Consider the following 22,412-nt stretch of genomic DNA (forward strand, 5'->3'; position numbering starts at 1 on the left):
GTGTGGGAGGCTGCCCTTGGCGTTGAAAGTGACGAGGATCATCAACCTTCGGTTGCCGTTGGCGCGCAGCGGTAGGGCGAAGCGCAGCCCGCTGGAGCCTCGAGACGGTTTTCTTCCCCTGCCCAGTTCTTGCGTCCGGTGAGCTGCATCATCACGAACAATGTGAGGATCGCTCCTACCGTGATCGAAAGTCCGGTGAAGCCCGGCCAGAAGAACGTGAGGGAGAACAGCACCAGGTACAGCGCCTGGCTGACGCCGAGCTCCCGCAGCGCGAACTTCCAGCCGACGAAGAGCCGCGCGTAGGTCACCGACAGCAGCAAGCTGACCCCGGAGGCGATGGCGAAGGAGGGGACGATCTCGAGGTGATCCACGAGGTAGGCGAACAGCAGGTGGAAGGCGAAGAACGCGGTGCCCAAGAAGAAGAAGTGCATGGGATGCAGCCGCTTCTCGCGGGCGGACGAGAGCACCGCCACCACGAAGAAGAAGAACAAGAGACCCACCGGCGCGAAGAACGTGATGCGCGCGGCCAAGGGCCCCGGGTTGATCTTCTGGGGCAGCTCCACGCCGATGGGGGAGCTTGCCACCAGCGTCTTGAATTTCCACTCGCCGCTGAACTTGCCCGCGCTCAGTTCTTTGCTGCTGGGGGACAAGGTGCCGGCGGGGAAGTCGACCTTGTCGAAATCCGTGGTTAGCGCCAAACGGAAGTCCTTTACCTGGCCGGTGCCGGAAGAGACCGCGTAGGTGAACCGTTCGGTGCCCCGCGATCGATACTTCACCCTGTAGGTTTTATGTTGGTGCGGCGCGAGCACGCCACGCCACGTCGCAACGCCGCTCGCGACCGTCGCGTCCTCACCGTGGCCATCGGCTGCGAGCACCTCGAATCCGTCGTACAAGGCGTTGTCGCGCTCCAAGGGGAATCGGAAGTCGACCGTCTGCTTTTCGTTCGTCGGGTTCTGGAAGGTGTAGCGGGCGTCGAAGCTCACGCTGTAGGTCGGAAACCAGACCAGCCCCTTCTTGCGATGCTCGAGGGAGAGGCCCACGGCGATGTCCGATCCCACGAGCGGGATCGCGACGGCCTTTCCGGTATCTTGCTCGCTGCGTTCTTCCGGCGCGGGCGTGGCTGGCGCTTGCGCGGTCACCTCGGCGCTCGGGGGCTGCTGCGCCATGGGCGGTCCCCACAGCTGGTGCACCTCCGACGAGAGCCGCCCGGTGGCGTCACCGGAGCGGACGATGACGGCGGATCCCAAGACGATCCACGCCAGCGCGCAGCCTATCCAAATCAACCCGATCGCGAAGAATCGACGCATGCTCACCTCCAAAAGTCGGCACCCGTGGCCGAAACGCGAGTTGGACGCTGGAGCATTCCGCGGAATTTGAGCATTGGCAGCGGATCCACGCTCACTTCACCCGCTCTGCACACGGCCTGCACGGGCTATCCTCCGAGGCGATGAAGCGTGCAGTCGTGGCAATCGCCCTGAGCCTTGGCGCCTGTGCCTCGGCACCCGCGCGGCCGCCCCCGGCCTCGCCGCCGCCCGCCCCGCCGCCCGCTCCCATGGACGAAGTGACGTGCTCTGCCAAGGTGGACGCCTTCAGCGCTCCCTATGTAGGCGAGGCCAAGGGCGGCAAGGACGACGACGTCACGGAAATGGCCCAGGCCCAGGCCTGTGAGGCTTTGAAGAAGGACCACGCGGTCGAGTGCGACGATCCGGAGAAGGTCGTGCGCTCGACGTCATCTACCTTTTCCATGACGAACGGGGAGGTGAGTAAGAGCGCACGCATCGAGCTGAGGGCGGTGGTTGCCACCGTTGCCGGGGAAGCGAAGAGCGACGGCTACGCCGAAGCCTGCCGGGCCGCTGCCGCTGCCGCGTGCAAGAAGGCACCCGCGGGCTCGACCTGCGAAGCGGCGTGGCTTTCGTGCAAGCAGGAGACGCCGCGCACCTACACCTGCGAGCGCCGCTGGCGCATCGCGTCCGAGCCGTCTTTGTTCGGGAGCTGATCGTGTGGGTCGACGGTTGGGTCGAGCGGACGCTGCTGGCGCGCAGCGTGGTGTCGAAGGAGGCGATCGCGCACGCGCGGGCGGTACAAGAACGCGGCTACGAGGGATCGCGGCTGGAAGAGCTGCTGGTGGAGCTCGGGTACGTGAGCAGCGAAGCGCTGGCGCAGGTGTTCGCGGAAGCGCTGGGTACGCAGGTGTGGAAGGGCGAAGATCTGGATACGGACGTCTCCAAGACTCTCGGATCGCGGCGTGCCGTGGTGGTCCGCCGCGAAGGGCGCTCGGTGGTCTATGCCACGACGGCGCCGTATGACGAGGGACTTCGGGACCAGGCGCGCTTCGCCGTGGATGCCGCCCACGCTGCCGCCTGGGTCACGACGGAGACGACCATCGACGACGTTCGCTGGCGCTGTCGGAGCGACGCGGACGCCTACGAGCCCCACGCCGGGTCCGAGCCCGATGCCCTGGAGCGGCTCGCGAACCTGCTGCTCCTGGAACACGTGATCGGCGTTCCCGGTCACTGTGTCCGCGTTCGCGCGTTCGAGGAGGGATTCTTGGATCGCGGGCGCTTCGGCATCTTCGAAGGACCGATCTTGGGCGGCTGGGAAACGCTGCCCGATCCACTGTTGGAGCGCCTGTGCGATCGCTTTCGCTTCATGACCCTCGGCGAGCTGGGGCCCGCCGGAGATCTGGACGGCTGGATCATGCTGGTGACGGGCGCCCAGGGTCGCAGCTACGGCGTGCGCGTCTACGACCGAACCACGACCTTGGGCCGCGCCACGGTGCTGGTTCGGCAAGCGCGCTTTTGGGGCTACCGGCCGAACGGAGCAGAGTGGGAGCCGTGGCGGCAACGCGTGGCCGAGCTCGGCCGGACCACCGGAGACGAACGCCTCCGGGCCGCGCAGGCGGTCGTCGCCGCCGCGGACGAGCTCGGTGAAGAGGCACGTCTCGAGCAGGTGGCGTGCCGCCAAGATCAGGCCGCCTTTCTGCTGCAGAGCGAACGCTACTCGGAGGCCCGCAGCGTGGTGCGCGAAGCGCGCGCGCTGGCTCGCTTCGGACCGCACGTGGACGCGCAGCTCTTGGCGCTCGAGGGTGAGACGACGGTAGACGATCTCGCTGGTCGCATCCGGTTGCTCGAGCAAGCCGCGAGCTTGTCGTCCGCCGTGGGTGTGGGGCGAGAGCCGGCGGCCCACGTGCTGCGCGCCCTCGGCTACACGCACGGGGTGGCGGGCAACGCTCGCGAAGGAGTGCGGCTGTCGCGCGCTGCGGTGGCAGACGACGAAGCATGGTTCGGCGCCATCACCGAGATCGGGATGCACGCCCTGATCGACGAAGCCCTGGCGCAGTGCTCGCTCGAGGACTTCGACGCCGCGCGCCGATGCGCCGAGCGCGCCGCTGCCGCGGCCAGCGCCATCGGGCTCTCGCTGCTGCCGTCGGCCTGGGTTCGGGCGCGCATCGCGCGCCTGACGGGGGACGCGCCGCGAGCCCGGGCGGAGCTCGAGCAGGCGCTCTCGAACGCCGCGGAGGGCGAGGACGTCGCCATGGCTCGCGCTGAGCTGGCCCTCGCCCACGACGCCGCGGGCGACCTCGCCGAGGCTCGGCGCTTGGCGAGCGAGAGCCTCGCGATGCTCTCTTCCGCGGGCGCACTGGCGCCGCCGCTTCTGCGCGAGCTGGAAGCCGTGCTTCACCGCGCGGGTCCCTATCGATGAGCATTGTCGACGACGACGAAACCGTTGCTCCATCTCGTGGCAGACGCGTTGCCAGCACCTTGGCGAAGCTCGCGCTGTCGGTGGCGCTCTTGGCTTGGGTGCTCTCCCGCGTGGATCTCGCGAGCGCCCTCGCGCGCCTTGCGCATCCCCACATCCTGCCGCTGCTCGTCGCCGTCGCGCTCACCTTCGTGCAGTGGCCCATCACGGCAGTGCGCTGGTATCTGCTCCTGCGCTCGCTGGATGCGCCCCTGTCGTTCCGGCGTTGCCTGTCCGCCCAGCTCGTGAGCTTGCTCATGAGCCAAGCGCTGCCAACGGTGGGCGGCGATGCCTGGCGCGTCGTCGCCGTCCGCCGCTCCGGCGGCAGCTTCCGTGTGGGTCTCCTTTCGGTGCTGCTCGATCGCCTGATCGCGCTCTTGGCCTTGGCGGTCGTGGTCGCGGCGACCCAGCCGTGGTTCTACGCGCACGTCGCCCCTGGGCCCCTGCGCACGCTCACGAGCGTGGGTCTGGCGCTCACCAGCGCCGGCCTCGGCGTCGCCCTGCTGGCCGACCGCGTGCTGGTACCGCTCACGCGCGTGCGTTTCATTGGTCGCGCGGTGGAGCTCGTCACCTCCACCGCCGCGGCGGCGCGCACGGTGCTCTCCTCGCGCCGCTCGCCACCCATCCTCGCGCTGTCGCTGACGGCCCACGTGCTCACCGGCGTGGCCGTCTATTTCCTGGCGCTGTCCTTCGACGTACGAGTTTCGCTGACGGAATGCGTCGTGCTGATGCCACCCGTCGTCCTGCTCGCCGTGCTGCCCATTTCGCTCGCCGGCTGGGGCGTGCGTGAAGGCAGCATGGTCGCTTTCTTCGCGCTGGTCGGCGTCCCGAGCGAGTCCGCCCTCACGCTGTCCATCGCCCTGGGCATCGCCCTGCTCATCTCCAGCATCCCCGGCGCCATCGCCTTCGCTACGGGCAGGGGATAGCCATGCCGCGCGACCGCTTCGAACCGCGCACTCTCGATATTACCCGTGCCTCCCCCGACGGCCGTGTGCTGGTCGTGCTCGAGTGGCTGGACGAGATCCACTTCGGCCCCCCGTACTACTCCCTCTGGATGCGTCCGGCCGGAAGTACCGACCTGCTCGGACCGGGTCGAGGTCGATACCACGGTGGTTTCGCCAGGTTCTCACCGGACAGCCGCTACTTGGTAATCGAGCGGTGGAAGAGCCTGCGCACGCCCGACAACGAGGTGGTCCTCTGTGATCTGGAGTTGGCGCGGGAAACCGTGCTTCTCGCAAGTGGACCGCGCTTTCTTCGCGAGGCGACGCGCGTTGGCAACGACTGGCGGCTCAGCCTGGAGGGCTTCGACGGCAGCGCATGGTCCCGAAGCTTGGAGTCGGTGGGAACGGAGGACGCCTGGAAACCGCTCGGGTGGTGGGAGCCGGTTGACGAACGATAGGATGTGCACGTCCTGTCTTTCGTACTCCTCTGATGTTGGTCCGGCGCGAGCCCCGTCGGGGCTCGCGCGCGGTGTGCGGCTCAGCGACGGCGGCGTCGTAGAGCGACCAGGCCGAGAGCCAGGGCGGCGAGCGCGCTGCCACCCCGCGGCGCGGAGCCCGGCGTCGCGCAGCCGCAGCCGCTGTCGTCTTCCGACTTCGTGCCGCTGCTGCCACCGGAGTTGAAGCCACCCGCGCCGAAGCCGCCGGTGTTGGTGCCACCGGTGCCGGTTCCGCCCGTGCCCGTGCCGCCCGTGCCGGTGCCACCGGTGCCCGTGCCGCCCGTGCCGGTGCCACCGGTGCCCGTGCCGCCCGTGCCGGTACCGCCCGTGCCGGTACCGCCCGTGCCACCGGTGCCCGCGCCGGCTGCGCCCGCGGCGCCGGCTGCTCCCGCGGCGCCGGCTGCGCCGCCGGTTCCTCCGTCGGCGGCCGCGCAGGGCGCGAGGGGCGTCGCGCTGTTCTTGGGCGCCGGGGTGGCCACGTCGAAGTCGGCGGCGTTGTCGTCGGTCTCGACGCAGCCGCCACCCTTGCGGATGGCCGCCTCGGTGTTGCTCAAGCCGCCCGCCGCCGCGCTGCCCTCGAACTGCTGCGCGCTGCCGTAGCCGACGAAATCGATGACGTCCGAGCCCAGGGTGCACTGTGCGCCGTTGTCGCCGCAGTCCGCCAGGGCTGGGCCTTCACCGACCGTCTTGGTCAGAGCCACCTTGCCGTTGGAGCTGCTGAGACCGATGTCCGACGTCGCGTCTGGAGTCGGCAGCGCGGCGCCGTTGGCGCCGTTGGAGTTGAGCGAGATGAGGTAGTAGCCACCCGCGGGGACGCTGGCGTTGGGCAGAGCGAGGTTATCGGCGTCCGACGGGTTGCCGCTGAACTTGCCACCGGACGACGCGTACTGCAGCCACAGGCCGCTGAGGGACACCGCGGATGTGCCGCGGTTGAACAGCACGACGTAGTCGTGGTCGAGGACTGCGGTGCTGTTGCCACCGCCGCCGTACACCTCGGCGATGACGAGGCCGCTCGAGAGCGCTTCGCTGTTTTGCGCTACGGGCTCCGGCGCCGCCGCCTGCGAAGAGCAGGCCTGAGCTACGAACAAGGCGCCGAGAGCGACGCCGAAAGAAAGGATGCTGAGCTTTTTCATGGGTCCACCTCTCGCGGATGAAGGGAACGAGGCTACGGGCGGCCCGCGAGGGCACCGTGACGTGGATGTGAAGTTTTCGCGACGTCCAGAACGCGCGGTTTCCGCGGCGGACCGACAAACCCATCAGAAACTGCGAGAGACTCGAGGATCAGCGGCGGGTGGCGTCCCGCGCGTTCTTGATGCCGAGCGCCAAGAGCACTGCGGAGGGTGCGAGCCAAAGCAGGGCGTACGCGGGATAAGTGGAGAAGCGAGCATGCTCCACGACGCGCATCAGCGCCTGCAGCAGCCGATAGGCGCCGAATAGCGTACCGATGCCGCCGTAGGCGACCGCCACCACGGCCCAGGGCAGGTTCGGTGTGCCGCGCAGCAGATGCACCGCGTTGACACTCACCAGCACCAGCCACAGCGCCGTCATCACGGACACCACGATGATGATCACCATCAACAGCTGCGCGAACGCGTTCGCCATGGCTTCGCAACCGGTGAGGGTGAGGGCCAACGACAACGTCAGGAAGCGGAATCTTCTCGGCACGGCGGGATCCAATCGCAAGAAGTGTGACCACGTCGGAACGGCGTGCGATCGGAGTCCCGTAAATTCGAGAGTGCGACAGGAGCGTCGCGTCCGCGAAGACGGCTGCGCGCTCGGCGTGCCACCTTTTCACACGTGGGCCAGCGCTCGACAGAGCTCGAGCAGCAGGCTCTCCGTTTCCGCCCAGCCCATGCACGGGTCGGTGACGCTCACACCGTAGCGGAGCTCCGACGAGATCGGCTGGTTGCCGGCGAACAGGTGGCTCTCCAGCATCAGGCCTACGATGGAGCGCGTGCCGCCGACGACCTGCCGCACGCACTCCCGGGCCACCAGCGGTTGGCGCGCGGGGTCCTTTTCGGAATTGCCGTGGCTACAGTCGACCACGATCTTTTCCGGCAAGCCGGCCGCCCGGAGAGATGCTTCGCACACGCGAACGCTCGCGGCGTCGTAGTTCGTTGCGCCGCCGCCGCCGCGCAGCACCACGTGGGCGTGGCGGTTGCCGCGCGTGCGGAACACGGCGGAGCGGCCATCTTGCGTGATGCCGAGGAAGTGATGCGGGCTGCGCACCGACTCCAGCGCGTTGATGGCCACCGACAGCGAGCCGTCGGTTCCGTTCTTGAAGCCCACGGGGGACGAAAGCCCCGACGCCATTTCGCGATGGGTCTGCGACTCCGTGGTGCGCGCGCCGATGGCAGTCCAGGTGATGAGCTCTGACAGGTACTGCGGCATGATCGGGTCGAGGGCTTCCGTCGCCGCCGGCAGTCCCAGCTCCGCGAGCTCGATCAGAAGGCCGCGGGCCAAGCGGATCCCCTTTTCGATGTGGAAGGAGTCGTCCATGTCGGGGTCGTTGATGAGCCCCTTCCAGCCGACGGTGGTGCGCGGCTTCTCGAAGTACACCCGCATGATCAGGTACAGCCGTTGGCCCACGCGATCCGCCAGGGCCTTCAGCCGCGCGGCGTACTCCCGAGCTGCGGTGAGGTCGTGGATGGAACATGGCCCCACCACCACGAAGAGGCGTGGATCCCGGCCTTCCAGGATGTTTTCCACCACTTGCCGGGCGCCGAACACCAGCGCCTCCGCCCGCTGAGAGAGGGGAAGCTCACGCTTGATCTCCTCCGGCGTGGGCAAGAGCTCGCTCTCGGCGACGTTGACGTTGAAGAGACGATCGCTCATCGGCCAGGCCCGCCAAGATAGCAGCAGGCCTGACCGTGTCCGGGTTTTTCTGGTCCGGCGCGAGCCCCGTCGCGTCAGCCCTCGGCGATGCCAATCACGCCGCAGGCCAGGCGCGATCCGGCCGCACCGATGGGCGGCGACTTCGGGTCATTGCCCTTCTCGTGCACGATGATGGCGCGGCCCAGCACGGAGAAGCGTCCCTGCAGCGAGGCCTTCGCGATGGTCACCTCTGCGTCGGCGACGCCGTCCTTGTTTGCTTCCAGCTCTCCGAGATTACCGGTGATCCGTTTGATGTCGTCCGGGGGCTTCTCCGAGCTGCCTTCGAAGTTGAAATGCGTCCCCGCCGTCTTGCCGTCTTCGCCGGAGCAGTCGCCAAACAGGTGGATGTGAAAGCCGTGCTTGCCGGGCGGGAGGCCAGTGACGTGCGCCTTCAGGTGCAGGCCGTCGTCCTTCTGTTCCAGCTCGATCGTGCCGTGGACGTCGTTCTTGGCCGTGGGCTCGAGCACGGCCACCGCGTGGCTCACGGCTTTGGGATCATCTGCGCCAGGATCCACGTACACCTGCACCGGCATCTGGCCCTCCGTCTTGACGGTCGTGGGTTTGGGCGGTGTTGGCGTCTTTTGGGCCGGAGCGGCGGTCGCAGGTGCTTCCGGTTTTACCGGCTCGGGTTCCTTCTTTTCGCAGGCGCCGAGGGCTACTCCGAGCAGTCCGAGGGCGATGAGTCGTCGCATTCGTGCGCTCCTTTCATGAAGCGCCGCCCACGTGCATCCACCATGCCCGGGAAAATGCTGAACGATTCCAGCACGGCAAGGAATCGGCACTGCGTCGGGATGTCCCAGCGGGGCGGATCGCTACATGCGTTCCGGCGCAGTGATGCCGAGCAGCCCGAGCCCGGTGGACAGCACTCGCGCGCTGTACTGGCACAGCGCGAGGCGGGATGCGCGAAGCTCCGGCGTGTCCGCCTTGAGCACCGGACAGGTCTCGAAGAACTTCGAGAAGGCCGTCGCCAAGTCGTACAGGTAGCCGCACAGCCGATGGGGCGCCAGGGTGTCGGACACCGCGCCCACCACCGTGGGGAACGCCAAGAGCGCGAGGCCCAGGCTCTTCTCCGCGGGCGCCTCGATGAGGATCGCGCTCGCCGGCGGCGGCTCCTCTTCCGCCTTGCGCAAGATGGAGCAGATGCGGGCGTGCGCATACTGCAGGTACGGAGCGCTGTTTCCCTGTAGAGACAGCATGCGGTCCCAGTCGAACACGTAGTCCTTGATGCGATCGCTGGACAGATCCGCGTATTTCACCGCGCCGATGCCCACGGCCCGGGCGATCTGATTGCGCTCGTCGGCGCTCAGCTCGGGGTTCTTCTCCTTGACCACGGCTTCGGCGCGGACGACGGCTTCCTGCAGCAGATCGATGAGGCGTACCGTTTCGCCTTCGCGCGTCTTGAACATCTTGCCGTCGGCTCCCAGGATGGAGCCGAAGCCCACGTGCTCTGCCCGTGCCGGCGGCTCGAGCCAGCCCGCCATCTTGGCCACCGCGAACACCATGCTCAGATGCTGCGCTTGGGGCGAGCCGACGACGTACAGCACCCGGGTGGCGCCGAGCGTTCCTACGCGGTAGCGCACCGCCGCCAGATCCGTCGCGGCGTAGCCGTAGCCGCCGTCCTTCTTGCGCACGATGAGGGGCAGGGGTTCGCCCTCGCGGTTGCTGAAGCCTTCGGGGAACACGCACACGGCGCCATCGCTCTCTCGAGCCAGCCCCTTTTCCTCCAGCGCTTGGACGACGCCGGCGAGCATCGGGTTGTACAGGCTTTCGGCGGCCACGTCGGCGTCGGTGAGCGTGATGCCGAGCAGCTCGTAGACCGAAGCGAAGTAGCGCTTGGACGCGTCCACCAGCTTGGTCCAAAGAGCCAAGGTGCTCGCGTCCCCGCTCTGCAGCAGCACCACGCGCTGGCGCGACCGCTCGGCGAAGGCGGGATCCGAATCGAACTTCGCGCGCGCCGCCTTGTAGAACGCGTTCAAATCCGAGATGGAGTGCTCGCTTTCGCCGGCGCCGCCGTCGAGCAGGTGCTCGATGAGCATGCCGAAGGGCGTGCCCCAGTCCCCCAAGTGATTCTGGCGGATCACGCGGTGGCCGGCGGCCCCGAGCGTGCGGGCCAGGGCGTCGCCGATGATGGTGGAGCGCAGGTGCCCCACGTGCATCTCCTTGGCAACGTTGGGCGACGAGTAGTCGACGACCACGGTCTCCGGAGCTTCCGCGCCGCTCAGGCCCAGATCCGGCGCGGAGCGCGCGAGCTCCTTGGCCACGTGCGCCGTGGACAGCCACACGTTGATGAACCCGGGCCCCGCGATCTCGGTGCGCTCGATGGCGTCGCTGTCGAGCTTGTCCACGATCGCCGTCGCGACGTCCCGGGGAGCCTTCTTCAAGCGCTTGGCCAAACCCAACGCCGCGTTGGCCTGCACGTCCGCGTGGCTCGAGGGGCGCAGCAGCGGATCTGCGTCAGCGGCGTCGTCGCCGAAGGCGGCGTGGATTGCCTTCCGAAAAGCGGGGTCGAGGGCGGTGGTCGGATCGGCCATGGCAGCCGCGAGGAATGTCCCCTGCAGCCGTCCGAGTCAAGCCGCTCAGCTGGCGGCGGCGCGGCAGAGGTCGATGCCGGTGAGGATGCCGACCAGCTTTTTGTCCTGCACCGCGATGATCCTGCGCACGTCCATGGCGGCGGCGTGGGCCGCCGCGCGGTGGATCGGCGTCTTCGCGTTCAGACACAGCATGGCGGGGCTCAGCACCTCTTCCACGGGCGTGTCCGTGGGCATGTCCCGCGACTCGAGGGCCTCTTCTTGCGTGAACACGCCGATGGGCCACTCGTCCTCCACGACCACCAGTCCCGAGACGTGCGCCTGCTCCAGCTTCTCCGCGGCCAGGGACGCCGGGTCGTCGTATTCCACGGTGAGCACGGACTGGGTCATCAGCTCGGAGATGGGGTGCGTGAGGCGCTCGTCGGAGATCGCCACCATCACGTCCTTGGTGGAGAGCACGCCGGAGAGCTTGCGATCTTCCGTCACGAACAGCCGGTGCACGTGATGCTCCACCATCAATCGGGCGGCCTCCCGCACGCTGCTCTCGGCGTGCACCGTGAGCACGTTCTTCTGCATCACGTCTTCCACGGGAATGTCCGGCAGCGACAGCAGCGTGGCGCTCTTGCGCTCGCCGGCAGAAGAACGCCCCACCCGCAAGAGATCCGTCCGCGTCACCACGCCCAAGAGCTCTTGCTCGGCCTCGTCGGTGACCGCCAGCGCGCTGATGCCGAAGGCGGCCAAGAGCTCCCGGGCTCGCTCTAAGTTGTCCCCGGGCAGCACACTCTTCACGGGGCGGGAGAGGTAGAGGCCCACGGGCATAGAGAAAACGGTCATGGCGGGCGACAACCTTGCACGCTCGGCCGGCAATCACCACCCCACCCGAAGGGTGAGCCATGGGCGAAGTCATGCTCCTGGCGTAGTCTCGGTGACCCATGTCAGCCCCCGTGGACGATCACGCTCCTCCGAAAGCCCGAGGATCCAAGCTCGGGCTGGTCGTGTCGCTACTGGCCCCCGGCTTCGGACACGGCGCCGTGGGGCGCGGACGCCGAGGCGCGATATGGCTGGCTGGGCTCTTTGGCCTGTGGCTGGTCGGTTGTTTGATCTCTGCCTACTGGATGGGCGCCTTGCTGGTGACCGGCGCGCTCACGGCACTGTGGTACGCGGGCTGCGCTTGGGACGCGTACCGTGCAGAGCCCGCGAAGCAAGCGCTCCGCCCGTGGCTCGAGCTCGCGGGGGCCACGGTGGTGGTGGGGATGATCGCCCCGGTGCTCATCGCGGCGCTGATTCGAGGCCTCACGCTGGAAGCCTTCAAGGTGGCTGGCGAGTCCATGTGTCCCACGCTCGAGACCAACGATCAGCTGTTCGTCGACAAGACGGCGTACCGCACCGGAGCGCCGTCCCGCGGGGACGTGGTGGTGTACTCCAACACGCTGGCGGGCGGCGCCAAGGCGGACTTCGTGCATCGCGTCGTCGCGCTCGAAGGCGACGAGATCGCGGTTGAGGGTGGCCGCGTCACGCTGAACGGCGAGGCCGTCGCCACCACCAGCACTCCGGACGCAGCTTGCGGCGGCTCCGTGTTCGACGAGAAGCTCGGAGCGCCGCATCACGTCGCAATCGGCACGAATCCGAGCGCGAAGGTCACGCGCTTGCGGGTTCCGGAAGGGCACGTCTTCTTGCTGGGCGACAACCGCGACAACGCGGCGGATAGTCGCAGCACGGGGACCGTGCCGGTCAGCGCCATTCGCGGGCGCGCATGGAAGTTGATCTCGCGCGGGGACGCCGTGCGCTGGACGACCATCGAGTGACGATTGCAATCCGCCCGCCGGGGCGCGATGGTGTGCGCCGAACCAGGAGGTGGACGATGAAGCTCACGAGCAAGGACCTGACGGACGGACAGCGAGTTCCTGCCGACCACGCTGCCGGCGTGCCGGGGAGCGACGGCCCGGTGCCGGGACCGAACCGCAGCCCGCATCTCGCCTGGAGCGAGTTCCCGGCGGAGACGAAGTCCTTTGCCGTTTTCTGTCACGATCCCGACGTGCCCTCGAAGCCGGACGACGTGAACCAGAAGGATCGCACGGTGCCCTACGACCTGCCCCGCGTGGACTTCTACCACTGGGTTCTGGTGGACGTGCCCAAGTCCGTCACGGAGCTGTCGACCGGCCAAGACGGCGACGGCTTCACGCCGCGTGGCAAGAAGCCGGGCAAGACGGACCATGGTGTGCGCGGTATCAACAGCTACACCGACTGGTTCGCGGGTGACGCGGACATGAGCGGAGACTACGGCGGGTACGACGGACCCTGGCCGCCGTTCAACGACGAGCGGCTGCACCACTACGTGTTCACGGTGTACGCCTTGGACACCGAGAGCCTGGGACTGTCCGGAAGTTTCACGGGCACGGACGCTTCGCAGAAGATGAAGGGACACGTGCTCGCGGAAGCCAAGCTCACCGCGACGTACTCACTATATCCGAACCCGCGTTAGCCGCGTCGTTCTCGTCAGTGTCCGTGGCGACGCAACGTCGGCCGGAGGCCGCCACCGAGCAGGTGAACGCCGCCGATCACGGCGGAGAGCAGCAGGAACGCCACTGCGCCCCAGTACCAGCGCGTGGATAGCGCGATGACCAGCCCCGTGCCGGCCCCGGCGATCAGCCATGTCAGAGGTTTCGAGCTCATGAGACCCTCCGTCCAACGAGAGGGCAAACGTCGTGCCGCGTTCAGCGTAGGCACTTCTCGCGAGTGTCGCGCAGCCCTTGCGTGTCGGGCTGACACGACGGCACCCGCTGCGAGTCAATGTGCCGCGGCCGGATCCTGGCCGAAGTAGTCCCGGAGCAGCTCGTACAGCTCGGGGTCCTTCTCGTGCAGTCGCTTTGGCTGCTCGAAGAACGCCTCCACGGCGACTGCGAACAGCTCCGCCTCGTTCTCGGACGCGTAGCGCCGAAGCGCATCGTACCCCTTTCGCTTCTTCAGCTTGGCCAAGCGATTGCTCACCAGCTCGATCCACGGAGCCGTCGCCACCCAGTCGACGTCCCCGGGCACGCCATCGGCTCTACCGTCGGCAAAGTCCATCACGTGGGCCAGCTCGTGGAGGCCCACGTTGTGGCCGTCGAGCTTGGAGAAGCCGAGGCGCAGGTCGCGCTGCGAAAACAGGATCGGTCCCTGGTGTTGGACCATGCCGGCGATGAACGCTTGCTCCGTCTGCTGGTAGTCCTCGTCGAAGGCCCCCGGGTACACGACGATGTCCCTCAAGTTGGACCACTCCCAATCCGGAATGCCGAAGCCGAGCATGGCGGCGGAGGCCGCAATCAATACCCGCGTGTCGTCGTCCAGCTTCGCGCCGCGCTCGGCGAAGATACGTTGCTCCGACAGGAAGATCCGCACGTCGTTCTCGAAACGGTCTCGGCCGTCCGCGTCCAGCCATCGATAGAACGGTACGCGACGTTCGAGCACCGTGCGCCAGGCCGGCGGAAAGGGCTCCCGCGCCGCCCGGGCCCGCCGCACGTAGCGACGGATCGAGATGCCGAACACGACGAGCCCGACGACAGGGGCGACGACGGCCGCCGCGAGCGGCGTGGCCATCACCGCCAGAGCGCCCGCGACGACGAGGCTCAAGAGCAGGGCGATGACGCCATTGAGCCGCACGACGCGCACCGGCCAGATCCGCACCGGGCCATCGTCCAGCGGCGCCATCGAGACGGCAAGCGGGTTCGGACCCGGGCGTGGCCGCGGCGGACCGACAAGACCCTGCTGCATTTGCTTGTTGGTCCGGCGCGGTACCACTGGGCACGGACGTCGTTTCGCGGTAGCCAACGTCGCGATGATGAACCGGCGGCAATCTCTCGGCGCGTTGGCCACCCTCGCCCTCGGCGCCTGCGCGGAGCGAGGACCCGACCCGATGATGGCCGACGTAGGGGCGGAGCCCACGGAGCCGCGGCAGGCGCGCGCTCGCCTGGAAGCGTTGGCGGAGCGCTATGCCGAGCTCATGCAGCAGCACGGCGAGCACGAGTGGGCGCGCTACGCCGGCAAGCTCGCCGAAGGGCCGGCGGCGCAGGCCGCCATGGAGAAGCTCCGGGCAGACGAGACGCTGGCGTTCTCCGAAGCCAAGAGCCTGCTCATGAGCTTCAGTGAAACGTTGCTGCCGCCGCGGCAGGCGGGGCTGTGGCGCGCTGGTGCCCTCGGACTCGAGCTTCTGGGCGACGCGGAGGCCGCGCGCCTCGCGGACGAGCTGGAGGCAACCATCAACGATCATCGCTTCGAGCTCGACGGCAAGATCGTCACCCGAGGCGACATCGCGAAGATGCGGCGCTCGGAGGATCCGACGGTGCGCCGAAAGACGCGCACCCTCGAGCACCAGCTGCACGTGAAGGCGGCGCCCATCGCCAAGCGCTTGCTCGTGCGGCGGAGGGAGCTCGCTCGGGAGCTCGGCAAGCCGAGCTTCTACGAGACGCTCCTGGGTTTGAGGGGCGTAGGGCCGAGCGAAAAGGAAGCGCTCGCGGCGCTCGAGCGGGGCACGCGCACGGCGCAGCGACGGCTTCGGATGCAGCTGATCACGGCTGCGGGAGACAAGCCCGCGGCGCCCTGGGACTTGGACTACGCGCTCGATCGCATCGCGCCCGCACCGCCGGATGAGCGCTTTCCGAAGGGCCGCGCGATGGACACCGCCTTCGCGGTGTATCGCGCGCTGGGCATCGATCTCGGGCAGCCCAAGCTCGACGTCACCCTGCGAGATTTCGCCTTCGGCGGCCAGACCATCGCCGTGAAGATCCCGGACGACGTGCGCTTGGTGGTGCGGCCGACGCCGGGGATCCGCTTCTACGCGACGCTGATTCACGAGCTTGGACACGCCTACAGCGCGACGCGAACGAAGAGCACGAGCTCGTTGACGGCGGGGTACGAGTGGATCCCGGGGATGCTGGAGCCGGCGTTCGCCGAAGGCATCGCCGAGGTGTTCTCGCGGCTGTTGGACGAGCCCTCGGTGCTCCGCGACCACTTGGGCATGGACGCCGCCGAGGCACGGCAGATCGTCGCGTCACGTCGCATCGAGCTGGTCGCCCGCGTGCGCCGCACGCTGGCCTGGGTGGAGCTCGAGCGCTTGGCCCACGAAAACCCGGACGCCGATCTGGACACGCTGTCGCTCCGGCTCGAGCGGCGCATGGGCGCCACGGACGTGCCTCGGGACACGGAACCGGTATGGGCCACGTCGCCGTTCCTGGCGACGTACCCCGCCTACACGCAGAGCTACTTGCTCGCTGCCATGGTGGCGTTCCAGGTGCGGGAGGCGCTCCGGGCGCGCTTCGGCAAGGCCTGGCTGTCGCCTACGGCGGGCGCCTTCCTCACGGAGCGCTTCGTCGCCGACGGGAGCCGCTGGACGCTGCGGGAGAAGCTGGTGCGCGTGTCCGGCAAGCCGCTCAGCGTCGGCCCCATGATGCGCTTCATCAACGGCTGAGCTTGGTGGGCGCGTCGACGCTGGCGCCGTCCTCGTCGATGCGCGCGGAGGCGTGGGGCAGGCCGAAGTCCACCGCACCTTCGTCGCCGATCAACGCCGACTCCAGGACTTCGCCGAACACGCGGCGGCTCGCGTCGTCGAGCAAGGCGAAGGTGAGCTCGGTCAGGCGCGAGCCGCCGAGCGCCAGGTGCCAACGCAACGCGGAGCCCATGGCCGCGGCGCACGCCTCCAGGCTCACGTGCGCGGCGCCGGTCCCCAGCGCCGGAAGCGCCAGACTGCGAAGGCCGAGGCGTTCTGCGCTGAGCAGCGCCCGCTGGGTCGCGCGTCCGACGCAAGAGGCTTGCTCCCAGGCGCTCACCGCGTGGAGCACGGACTTGCAGCGCAGGCTGCCGGGACCGGTGATCACGCACGCCCCCAGCGGCTGATCGCCGTGGGCCCGCGCTTCCTCCTCCAGCGTGTCGCCGCCGGCGCGGCGCAGCGCATCGCCCACACCGGTGCGCATTCGCATCTCCCAGTTGGCGCTGTTCACGATGCCGTCGGCGGAGAGCTCCGAGATGTCGCGGGCTTCCACCGAAATGCGGGTGACGCCGCTGGCGATGCTCTCGCCATCACGGGTGGGCACCGGTGGCCGGGCGATTTCCCGCGCCAAGGTGGCGAGCAAGTGTCCGGGCTCCGCCAGCGTGCGGTAACGATGGTCCGGCTCGTAGGCGAGCATGCGCCGGAGCACGTGTTGGAAATACGCTTCTTGCGCGCTCACGGCAGTGGGGAAGGGGACGGCGGGGGCGGAGCGGAGCAAGACGTCGGGGTCCGGAAACGGCGGCGTGCCGTAGCGCAGGTCGAAGGCCGTTGCGCCCAGCTCGAACACGTCGGCACGGCGATCGAGCGCGTCCCCCCGCAATGCCTCCGGCGGCATGAAGCGCAGCGTCCCGCTCTGCTCGCACAGGGCGCGCTCGCCGAGTTGTTTGGCCACGGCAATGCCGAAGTCCCCGAGCTTGACGCCCAGCTCCGGCGACCCGAACAAGTTCGAGGGCTTCACGTCGCGGTGCAGCACTCCGTGCTGGTGGGCGGCGTGCAACGCGAACGCGATTTGCGACACCGCTTCGCATACGAACCACAGCGGCAGGCCGTGCCCCAGGGCGTCACGGCGCGCGTGATCGAGCTCGTTGAGGTCGACGCCGTCCACGTACTCCTGCGCCATGTAGGGCGTGTCCCGAGCCGTGCCCACGTGATACACGCGCACCACGTGGGGGCTCGGGATGCGCGCCATCAGACGCGCCTCCGTGAGCATCCGCTCCGCGCTCTCCCTAGGCTCCACTCCGAGCTCGGGCTTCAGCGTCTTGATGATCACGGGCACCGTGAGATCCACGTGGCGCGCCAGCCACACGTCGCTCATGCCCCCGCCGCCGATGCGCCCCCAGACCTGGTACTCCGACACTCGGGCGCCAGGTTCCAACATGAAGTGACGCTATCGACGGCGCGTCGGGAGATCAATGGGCGAGCCTGCTAAGCTCGATCCATGGCGCTTCGGTACTGGGCGGCGTTGTGTGCGAGCTTGCTGTTCTTTTCTTGCGGTGGCAGCGACGAAGCGGCAGCGCCTGCGGCGGAGTGCCAAGACGGACCACCCAGCTGCAGCGCCGACGGTCTGACCCTGGAGCAGTGCACGGGGGGCAAGCTGACGGTCACGAGCTGCATGCAAACGGCAGGGCAGCTGTGCGAGGCCGGCGCCTGCGTGGACCCGTGGCGCTACGGCTCTCCGAGCTTCGACCAATGCACGAACGACCCGCAGGCGACGTCGGAGTCCTTGGCGGACAAGGCCGCCTACTTCGAGGAAGCGTCTCGGCGCCTTCACATTCACCCCAAGCTCGGCTGGATGAGCGACGTGGAGCTCCCCGCCGGCGCCTCCGAGAGCAGCGCGACCTGGCAAGACGTCGCCACCTGGAAGACCGGCGAGAACGACGGCCTGTGGAGCGCCCTGTACATGGGCGCCGAGGCCTACCGCTGGGCGGTCACGCAGGATCCCGTCGCCCTCGACACCCTGAAGCTCCTGCTCGACTCGGAAGAAAAGCGCATGCGCATCACGGGCGTCCCCGGGATCTTCACGCGCCAGATGATACCGCCGAACGTTCCCGGAATTTCCTGTCCCACGGATCTCACTCGCTACGTCCCGGACGTGGAGAAAGACGACAACAAGTGGGTCAAGATCGGCTCGGACGGCTGCATCCAGTACGTGGATGGCAGCACCATGCAATGGACGTCGTCGAACGTGTGCGGGCTCGACGAGTTCGTGGATTGGTGCTGGCTCGACAACGTGAGTGAGGACGAATACGCCGGCCACATGTTCGCCCTCGGCGCGGTGGCGAAGCTGGTGGACGACCCCGACGTGCAGTCCAGCGTGAAAGGCCTGCTGTCCCAGATCGGCGATCACCTGATCGACAATCAGCTCGAATTCAAGGACTGGGACGGCCGCACCACCGAGCACGGCCGCATCTGGGCGTGGTTGGTCGTGGGTGGGTACAACGCCACCATGTCCTTGTCGTTCCTGAAGACCATTGCCGAGGCCACCGGGGACGACAAGTACGAGAGTTACTACCAGGACTGTCTGCTGCAGCGAAGTGGGCCCAAGGACTGCTTCGACGACACCAGCGCCGCGTACCAGCCCTACGACGAGATCCTCACGCCCACGGGGCTGTACTTGGGCTGCAAGGCGAACTGGAACAACTTCAGCATGCACATGCTCTCGCTCCATGGCTTGATCTGGAGTGAGCACGAGCCGGAGCTGCGCAAGAAGGTGCAGCAGGCGCTCGCTACGGACATGTGGCAGCCGCCGGACGAACAGCGCCCGCTCTCCGAGCAGAACAACGCCTTCTTCGACTTCATCTACGCCGCAGACAAGGCGCTGGGACCCGGCACGGATGGACCGGCGACGAGCGCGGTCGAAAATGGCCTCTGCATGTTGCGGCAGTTCCCGGCTCACAAGGTCCAGAACGACCTCGGCTGTCCGGGGACACAGTGCGTGGAGGTGTGCAAGGACCGCTTTGGAGATCCGATGACGGACTATCCGCGTCCCATCGCCGAGCGCTGCCTCAGACGCTTCGTGTGGTGGGCGTCGCCCTATGGAACGGAGGGCTGCGTCGCGGCGCCCACGCTGGTGTATTCGCCGGCGGATTACCTGCTCGCCTACTGGATGGGCCGCTACTACCAGTTCATCGCGCCCGAGAGCTGACGGCGCTGGCGGGTTTCGCGGGATCAAGCTACTTTCAGGCTCTCGTGGGTCGTCGATTCGCCGTCGCGCTGTTCGCATTCGTGGTGGGGTGCACCGCCAAAGCCACCGTGGTTCCCGCGGACGATGCGGGCGCCAGCGGGGGCGCCGCCGGTGCGGCGACCGGGGGCGCCGCCGGTGCGGTCACGGGCGGTGCAGCCGGCATGAGCGGCGCGGCGGGCATGGGTGGCGCCGGGGGAGCGAGCGGGACCGGCGGAGGCGCGGGCGCGCCTCCGCAGTGCACGACGACGGTTCAGCAGGGCACCACCCAATGCGACGCGTGCATGGCCAACAAGTGTGGCTCCGAGCTCATGGCCTGCAACACGAACAAGTCGGACCCCTGCGCCTGCGGGATGCACGGCGGCTTCACCGGGCAGGCCAACTGCTTCTTGAGCTGCACCAAGGACAAGAACGCGAGTCCCAGCAACTTGAACCAGTGCGCCCTGCAGTGCGGCGCCCCGGCTGCGGACTTCACCAAGCTGAGCCCGGTGACGTTCGCGTTGATGAAGTGTCTCGTGGGCAGTCCTCCGAGTCCACCCACCTGCGCGTGCTTTGGCGCGCCCGCCAACTGATGTTCGAGCCGGGCACGATCCTCGCCGACAAGTACCGCGTCGAACGCGTGCTCGGCGAAGGCGGCATGGGCGTGGTGTTGGAAGCGGTGCAGGTGGATCTGGAGCGCCACGTCGCCATCAAGCTGATGCACACGAGTGATCGGCACGAGCGCGAGGAGAGCCTCGCGCGCTTCCGCCGCGAGGCGAAGGCCGCCGCGAAGCTCCGCGGAGATCACGTGGTTCGCGTGTTGGACGTGGGCAAGCTCGACGCCGACACCCCCTACATGGTGATGGAGCTCCTGGAGGGCGCGGACCTGCGCTCCACCCTGGACGACCGGGGTCCGTTGCCCGTGCAAGAGGCCGTCGCCTACCTACTGCAAGCGTGCGAAGCCATGGCCGAGGCGCACGCCAAGGGCATCGTGCACCGCGACTTGAAGCCCGGGAATCTGTTCGTGGCGAAGCGGCCGGACGGGCGCCCCGTGATCAAGGTCCTGGACTTCGGCATCTCCAAGCTCACCACGGACGGTGACAGCTCCATGACCCGCACTCGGGGCGGCATGGGCTCGCCGCTGTACATCTCGCCGGAGCAGTTCGAGTCCGCCAAGAACGTCACCCACGCCACGGACATCTGGGCTCTCGGCGCCGTGCTGTACGAGCTCTTGAGCGGCGTCGCGGCCTTCGCCGCAAGCTCCATCCCGGAGGTGTACGCCCGCATCATGGCGGACCCGCCGCCGCGCATCACGCCGCTGCGGAGCGACGTCCCTCCCGGCCTCGAGCGCGTGGTGCAGAAGTGCCTCGAGCACTCGCCCAAGGACCGCTATCTCACGGTCGCGGATCTGGCCATGGCCCTCGAGCCCTATGCGCCGGCCAGTGCCGTCGGTTTCGCGGCCTCCGCGGTGCGTCTGATCCAAGCGTCGCCCCTCGCGCACGCGGGTCTCCCGGAGGTGAAGGCATCGATGCCGCCGCCGGGGATCAGCTCGAATCCGCCGCGGGACGCGCCCACGGTGCCAGATCGCGCGGCGGAGCTCTCCGCCCTCGACACCCATCTGGGACCCGCCCGCGCCCGTTTCGTTTCTGGTCACGCGGACACCGTGGCCGCGAGCACACCGGGCAGCGCCACCGCCAGCACCTGGACGGCCGCGACGTTGGCGGCTCACCAAAAGCGGCGGCGCATCCGCACCTTTGCCGTTGGCGGCGGGCTGCTGCTCATCGCCGGCATCGCGACGGCGCTGTTCGCCTTCTCTCGGCCGGACGCCGAGGTGGCAGCGGACCGCGAGCCCGCCCGGGCGCCGTCCCAGGCGCCCCCCTTGGCGGTGGCTGCCACGCTACCCGTCGTTGGCGTGGCCAGCGCCAAGCCGAGCGCGAGCGCGGCACCCAGCGTCAGCGCGGCGCGCAGTGCTTCGCCCCCACCCGTGCACACCACCCACGTCGCGGCGCCCGCCGCCACTGCTAAGCCGGAAAAGCCGCACAAGCCGCCGCCGGCAAAGCCCGCCTCGACCTCGGGCGACGATCTGCTCCAGTACCGTCGTTGAGGAGCACCGTCCGTAGCTGGTAGCGTTGCCGTCATGCTGCGCGCCGTGCTCCACCACCTGCTCCTCGTGTTGGTGGTCTCCTGCTGGGCGATGTCTGCGCGCGCGCAAGCCACCGGCGCCGACGTGCTGTTCGATCAGGGCCGGAAGCTCTACACCGCCGGCAAGTACGAAGAAGCCGCCGAGAAGTTCCGGGAGAGCCAGCGCCTCGACCCCGCGCCCGGTACGCTGTTGAACCTGGCCGAGTGCTACGTGAAGCTGGGCAAGACCGCGAGTGGCTGGAGCACGTTTCGTGAAGCCGCGGCTCTGGCGGCCACGCGCCAGCAACCCAAGCGCGAGAAGTATGCGCGCGACAAGGCGACGGCCCTGGAGCCGACGCTGTCGCGCCTCACGATCGTGGTCCCGGATGCCGCGCGGGTGGACGGCCTCCAGATCCAGCGCGGTGATCGACAAGTGGATCCCGCGCTGTGGGGCGTAGCCGTGCCGGTGGATCCGGGGACTGTCGAGGTGGTGGCGTCGGCCCCGGGCCACGTTGCGTGGCGCAAGCAGATCCAGGTGGATCCCGGCGGCGCGAAGCTGGAGCTCGCCATTCCCCCCCTCGAAGGCGCTGCACCGGTGCCGTCCCCCGCTCCCACGCCGGCGCCGCCCGCCGAGCCGCCCGTCTCCCCCCCGCCGGCCCAGCCTGCGCCGTCCCCCGTCGAGGAAGATCCCGGTGCTTCGCGGCGTCTAGCCGGTTTGGTGCTGGGCGGCGTCGGGCTCGCGGGTCTCGGCATCGGAACGGGTCTCTACATCGCGTCGCAGTCGACCATCGACGACGCCAACTGTCCCGATAGCGTGTGCGTGGAAGGCGTCGGCGATCCCGATCAGCACGAGGAAGGCCGCAGCCAAGAGAAGCGAAGCTTCATCGTGCTCGGCCTGGGTGGGGCGCTGGCGGTCACCGGCGTGGTGTTGGTGCTCACCGCGCCGAGCAAGAGCTCCGAGACCAGCGCGCGGCTGCGTTTCACGCCCACGCCGGGCGGCGCTCACGTCGGGCTCAGCGGCAGATTTTGACG

At 68.4% G+C, this 22,412-nt stretch carries 21 protein-coding genes; 11 read left to right on the forward strand and 10 right to left on the reverse strand.

What is annotated here, in order from left to right:
- Window positions 1-41: 41 nt before the first annotated feature.
- Complete coding sequence (locus H6717_04825; protein ID MCB9576328.1) at window positions 42-1,307, reverse strand: inner membrane CreD family protein; 1,266 nt, start codon at window positions 1,305-1,307, stop codon at window positions 42-44.
- Window positions 1,308-1,447: 140 nt separating this feature from the next.
- Between H6717_04825 and H6717_04830 the strand changes: the two genes are divergently transcribed.
- From H6717_04830 to H6717_04845, 4 genes are read left to right on the forward strand one after another with little or no spacing between them, the layout of a single operon-like run.
- Window positions 1,448-1,996, forward strand: a complete 549-nt coding sequence (locus tag H6717_04830) for a hypothetical protein (protein MCB9576329.1) — start codon at window positions 1,448-1,450, stop codon at window positions 1,994-1,996.
- 2 nt (window positions 1,997-1,998) lie between these two features.
- Window positions 1,999-3,702: a hypothetical protein gene (locus H6717_04835; GenBank protein ID MCB9576330.1), complete on the forward strand. Its 1,704-nt coding sequence runs from the start codon at window positions 1,999-2,001 to the stop codon at window positions 3,700-3,702.
- On the forward strand, window positions 3,699-4,664 hold the full coding sequence (locus H6717_04840) for a flippase-like domain-containing protein (protein ID MCB9576331.1): 966 nt from the start codon (window positions 3,699-3,701) through the stop codon (window positions 4,662-4,664). Before H6717_04835 ends, H6717_04840 begins: the two co-directional genes overlap by 4 nt.
- A 2-nt stretch (window positions 4,665-4,666) precedes the next feature.
- Window positions 4,667-5,137: a hypothetical protein gene (locus H6717_04845; protein MCB9576332.1), complete on the forward strand. Its 471-nt coding sequence runs from the start codon at window positions 4,667-4,669 to the stop codon at window positions 5,135-5,137.
- Between the two features lie 80 nt (window positions 5,138-5,217).
- Here H6717_04845 and H6717_04850 read toward each other — a convergent pair whose 3' ends face one another.
- The 6 genes from H6717_04850 to H6717_04875 form a co-directional block, all read right to left on the reverse strand.
- Complete coding sequence (locus H6717_04850) at window positions 5,218-6,309, reverse strand: lamin tail domain-containing protein (protein ID MCB9576333.1); 1,092 nt, start codon at window positions 6,307-6,309, stop codon at window positions 5,218-5,220.
- Window positions 6,310-6,457: 148 nt separating this feature from the next.
- Entirely contained in the window at window positions 6,458-6,841 is a 384-nt protein-coding gene (locus H6717_04855; protein ID MCB9576334.1) for a hypothetical protein, read from the reverse strand.
- A gap of 126 nt (window positions 6,842-6,967) precedes the next feature.
- Window positions 6,968-8,011, reverse strand: coding sequence for a 3-deoxy-7-phosphoheptulonate synthase (locus tag H6717_04860; protein MCB9576335.1), 1,044 nt, complete (start codon window positions 8,009-8,011; stop codon window positions 6,968-6,970).
- Window positions 8,012-8,085: 74 nt separating this feature from the next.
- Entirely contained in the window at window positions 8,086-8,742 is a 657-nt protein-coding gene (locus H6717_04865; protein MCB9576336.1) for a superoxide dismutase family protein, read from the reverse strand.
- Window positions 8,743-8,862: 120 nt separating this feature from the next.
- A complete protein-coding gene (gene argS / locus H6717_04870) occupies window positions 8,863-10,581 on the reverse strand; it encodes an arginine--tRNA ligase (protein MCB9576337.1) in 1,719 nt (572 codons plus the stop codon).
- Window positions 10,582-10,626: 45 nt separating this feature from the next.
- Window positions 10,627-11,412, reverse strand: a complete 786-nt coding sequence (locus H6717_04875; GenBank protein ID MCB9576338.1) for a CBS domain-containing protein — start codon at window positions 11,410-11,412, stop codon at window positions 10,627-10,629.
- Window positions 11,413-11,510: 98 nt separating this feature from the next.
- Between H6717_04875 and lepB the strand changes: the two genes are divergently transcribed.
- Window positions 11,511-12,383 (forward strand): signal peptidase I, encoded by an 873-nt coding sequence (gene lepB / locus H6717_04880; GenBank protein MCB9576339.1) that lies wholly within the window; start codon window positions 11,511-11,513, stop codon window positions 12,381-12,383.
- A 56-nt stretch (window positions 12,384-12,439) separates the two neighbouring features.
- A complete protein-coding gene (locus H6717_04885) occupies window positions 12,440-13,060 on the forward strand; it encodes a YbhB/YbcL family Raf kinase inhibitor-like protein (GenBank protein MCB9576340.1) in 621 nt (206 codons plus the stop codon).
- A 14-nt stretch (window positions 13,061-13,074) separates the two neighbouring features.
- On the opposite strand, the gene H6717_04890 is transcribed toward H6717_04885, so the two are convergent.
- Both H6717_04890 and H6717_04895 read right to left on the reverse strand, forming a co-directional pair.
- Window positions 13,075-13,251, reverse strand: a complete 177-nt coding sequence (locus H6717_04890; GenBank protein ID MCB9576341.1) for a hypothetical protein — start codon at window positions 13,249-13,251, stop codon at window positions 13,075-13,077.
- 114 nt (window positions 13,252-13,365) lie between these two features.
- Entirely contained in the window at window positions 13,366-14,265 is a 900-nt protein-coding gene (locus H6717_04895) for a zinc-dependent peptidase (protein ID MCB9576342.1), read from the reverse strand.
- A gap of 127 nt (window positions 14,266-14,392) precedes the next feature.
- Between H6717_04895 and H6717_04900 the strand changes: the two genes are divergently transcribed.
- Window positions 14,393-16,021 (forward strand): hypothetical protein, encoded by a 1,629-nt coding sequence (locus tag H6717_04900; GenBank protein MCB9576343.1) that lies wholly within the window; start codon window positions 14,393-14,395, stop codon window positions 16,019-16,021.
- Here the strand turns inward: H6717_04900 and H6717_04905 are convergent.
- On the reverse strand, window positions 16,011-17,477 hold the full coding sequence (locus H6717_04905; protein MCB9576344.1) for a serine/threonine-protein kinase: 1,467 nt from the start codon (window positions 17,475-17,477) through the stop codon (window positions 16,011-16,013). The genes H6717_04900 and H6717_04905 overlap by 11 nt on opposite strands.
- Window positions 17,478-17,537: 60 nt before the next feature.
- Here H6717_04905 and H6717_04910 point away from each other — a divergent pair, with 60 nt between their 5' ends.
- From H6717_04910 to H6717_04925, 4 genes are read left to right on the forward strand one after another with little or no spacing between them, the layout of a single operon-like run.
- Complete coding sequence (locus H6717_04910; protein ID MCB9576345.1) at window positions 17,538-19,244, forward strand: hypothetical protein; 1,707 nt, start codon at window positions 17,538-17,540, stop codon at window positions 19,242-19,244.
- 44 nt (window positions 19,245-19,288) lie between these two features.
- The gene (locus H6717_04915; GenBank protein ID MCB9576346.1) at window positions 19,289-19,852 is read left to right on the forward strand and encodes a hypothetical protein; all 564 of its coding nucleotides are present in this window, start codon (window positions 19,289-19,291) and stop codon (window positions 19,850-19,852) included.
- Window positions 19,852-21,363, forward strand: a complete 1,512-nt coding sequence (locus tag H6717_04920) for a serine/threonine protein kinase (protein ID MCB9576347.1) — start codon at window positions 19,852-19,854, stop codon at window positions 21,361-21,363. Before H6717_04915 ends, H6717_04920 begins: the two co-directional genes overlap by 1 nt.
- Before the next feature lie 33 nt (window positions 21,364-21,396).
- Entirely contained in the window at window positions 21,397-22,410 is a 1,014-nt protein-coding gene (locus tag H6717_04925; GenBank protein MCB9576348.1) for a tetratricopeptide repeat protein, read from the forward strand.
- Window positions 22,411-22,412: the final 2 nt, after the last annotated feature.

The organism is Polyangiaceae bacterium (assembly GCA_020633235.1).
Classification (GTDB): Bacteria; Myxococcota_A; Polyangia; order Polyangiales; family Polyangiaceae; genus JACKEA01.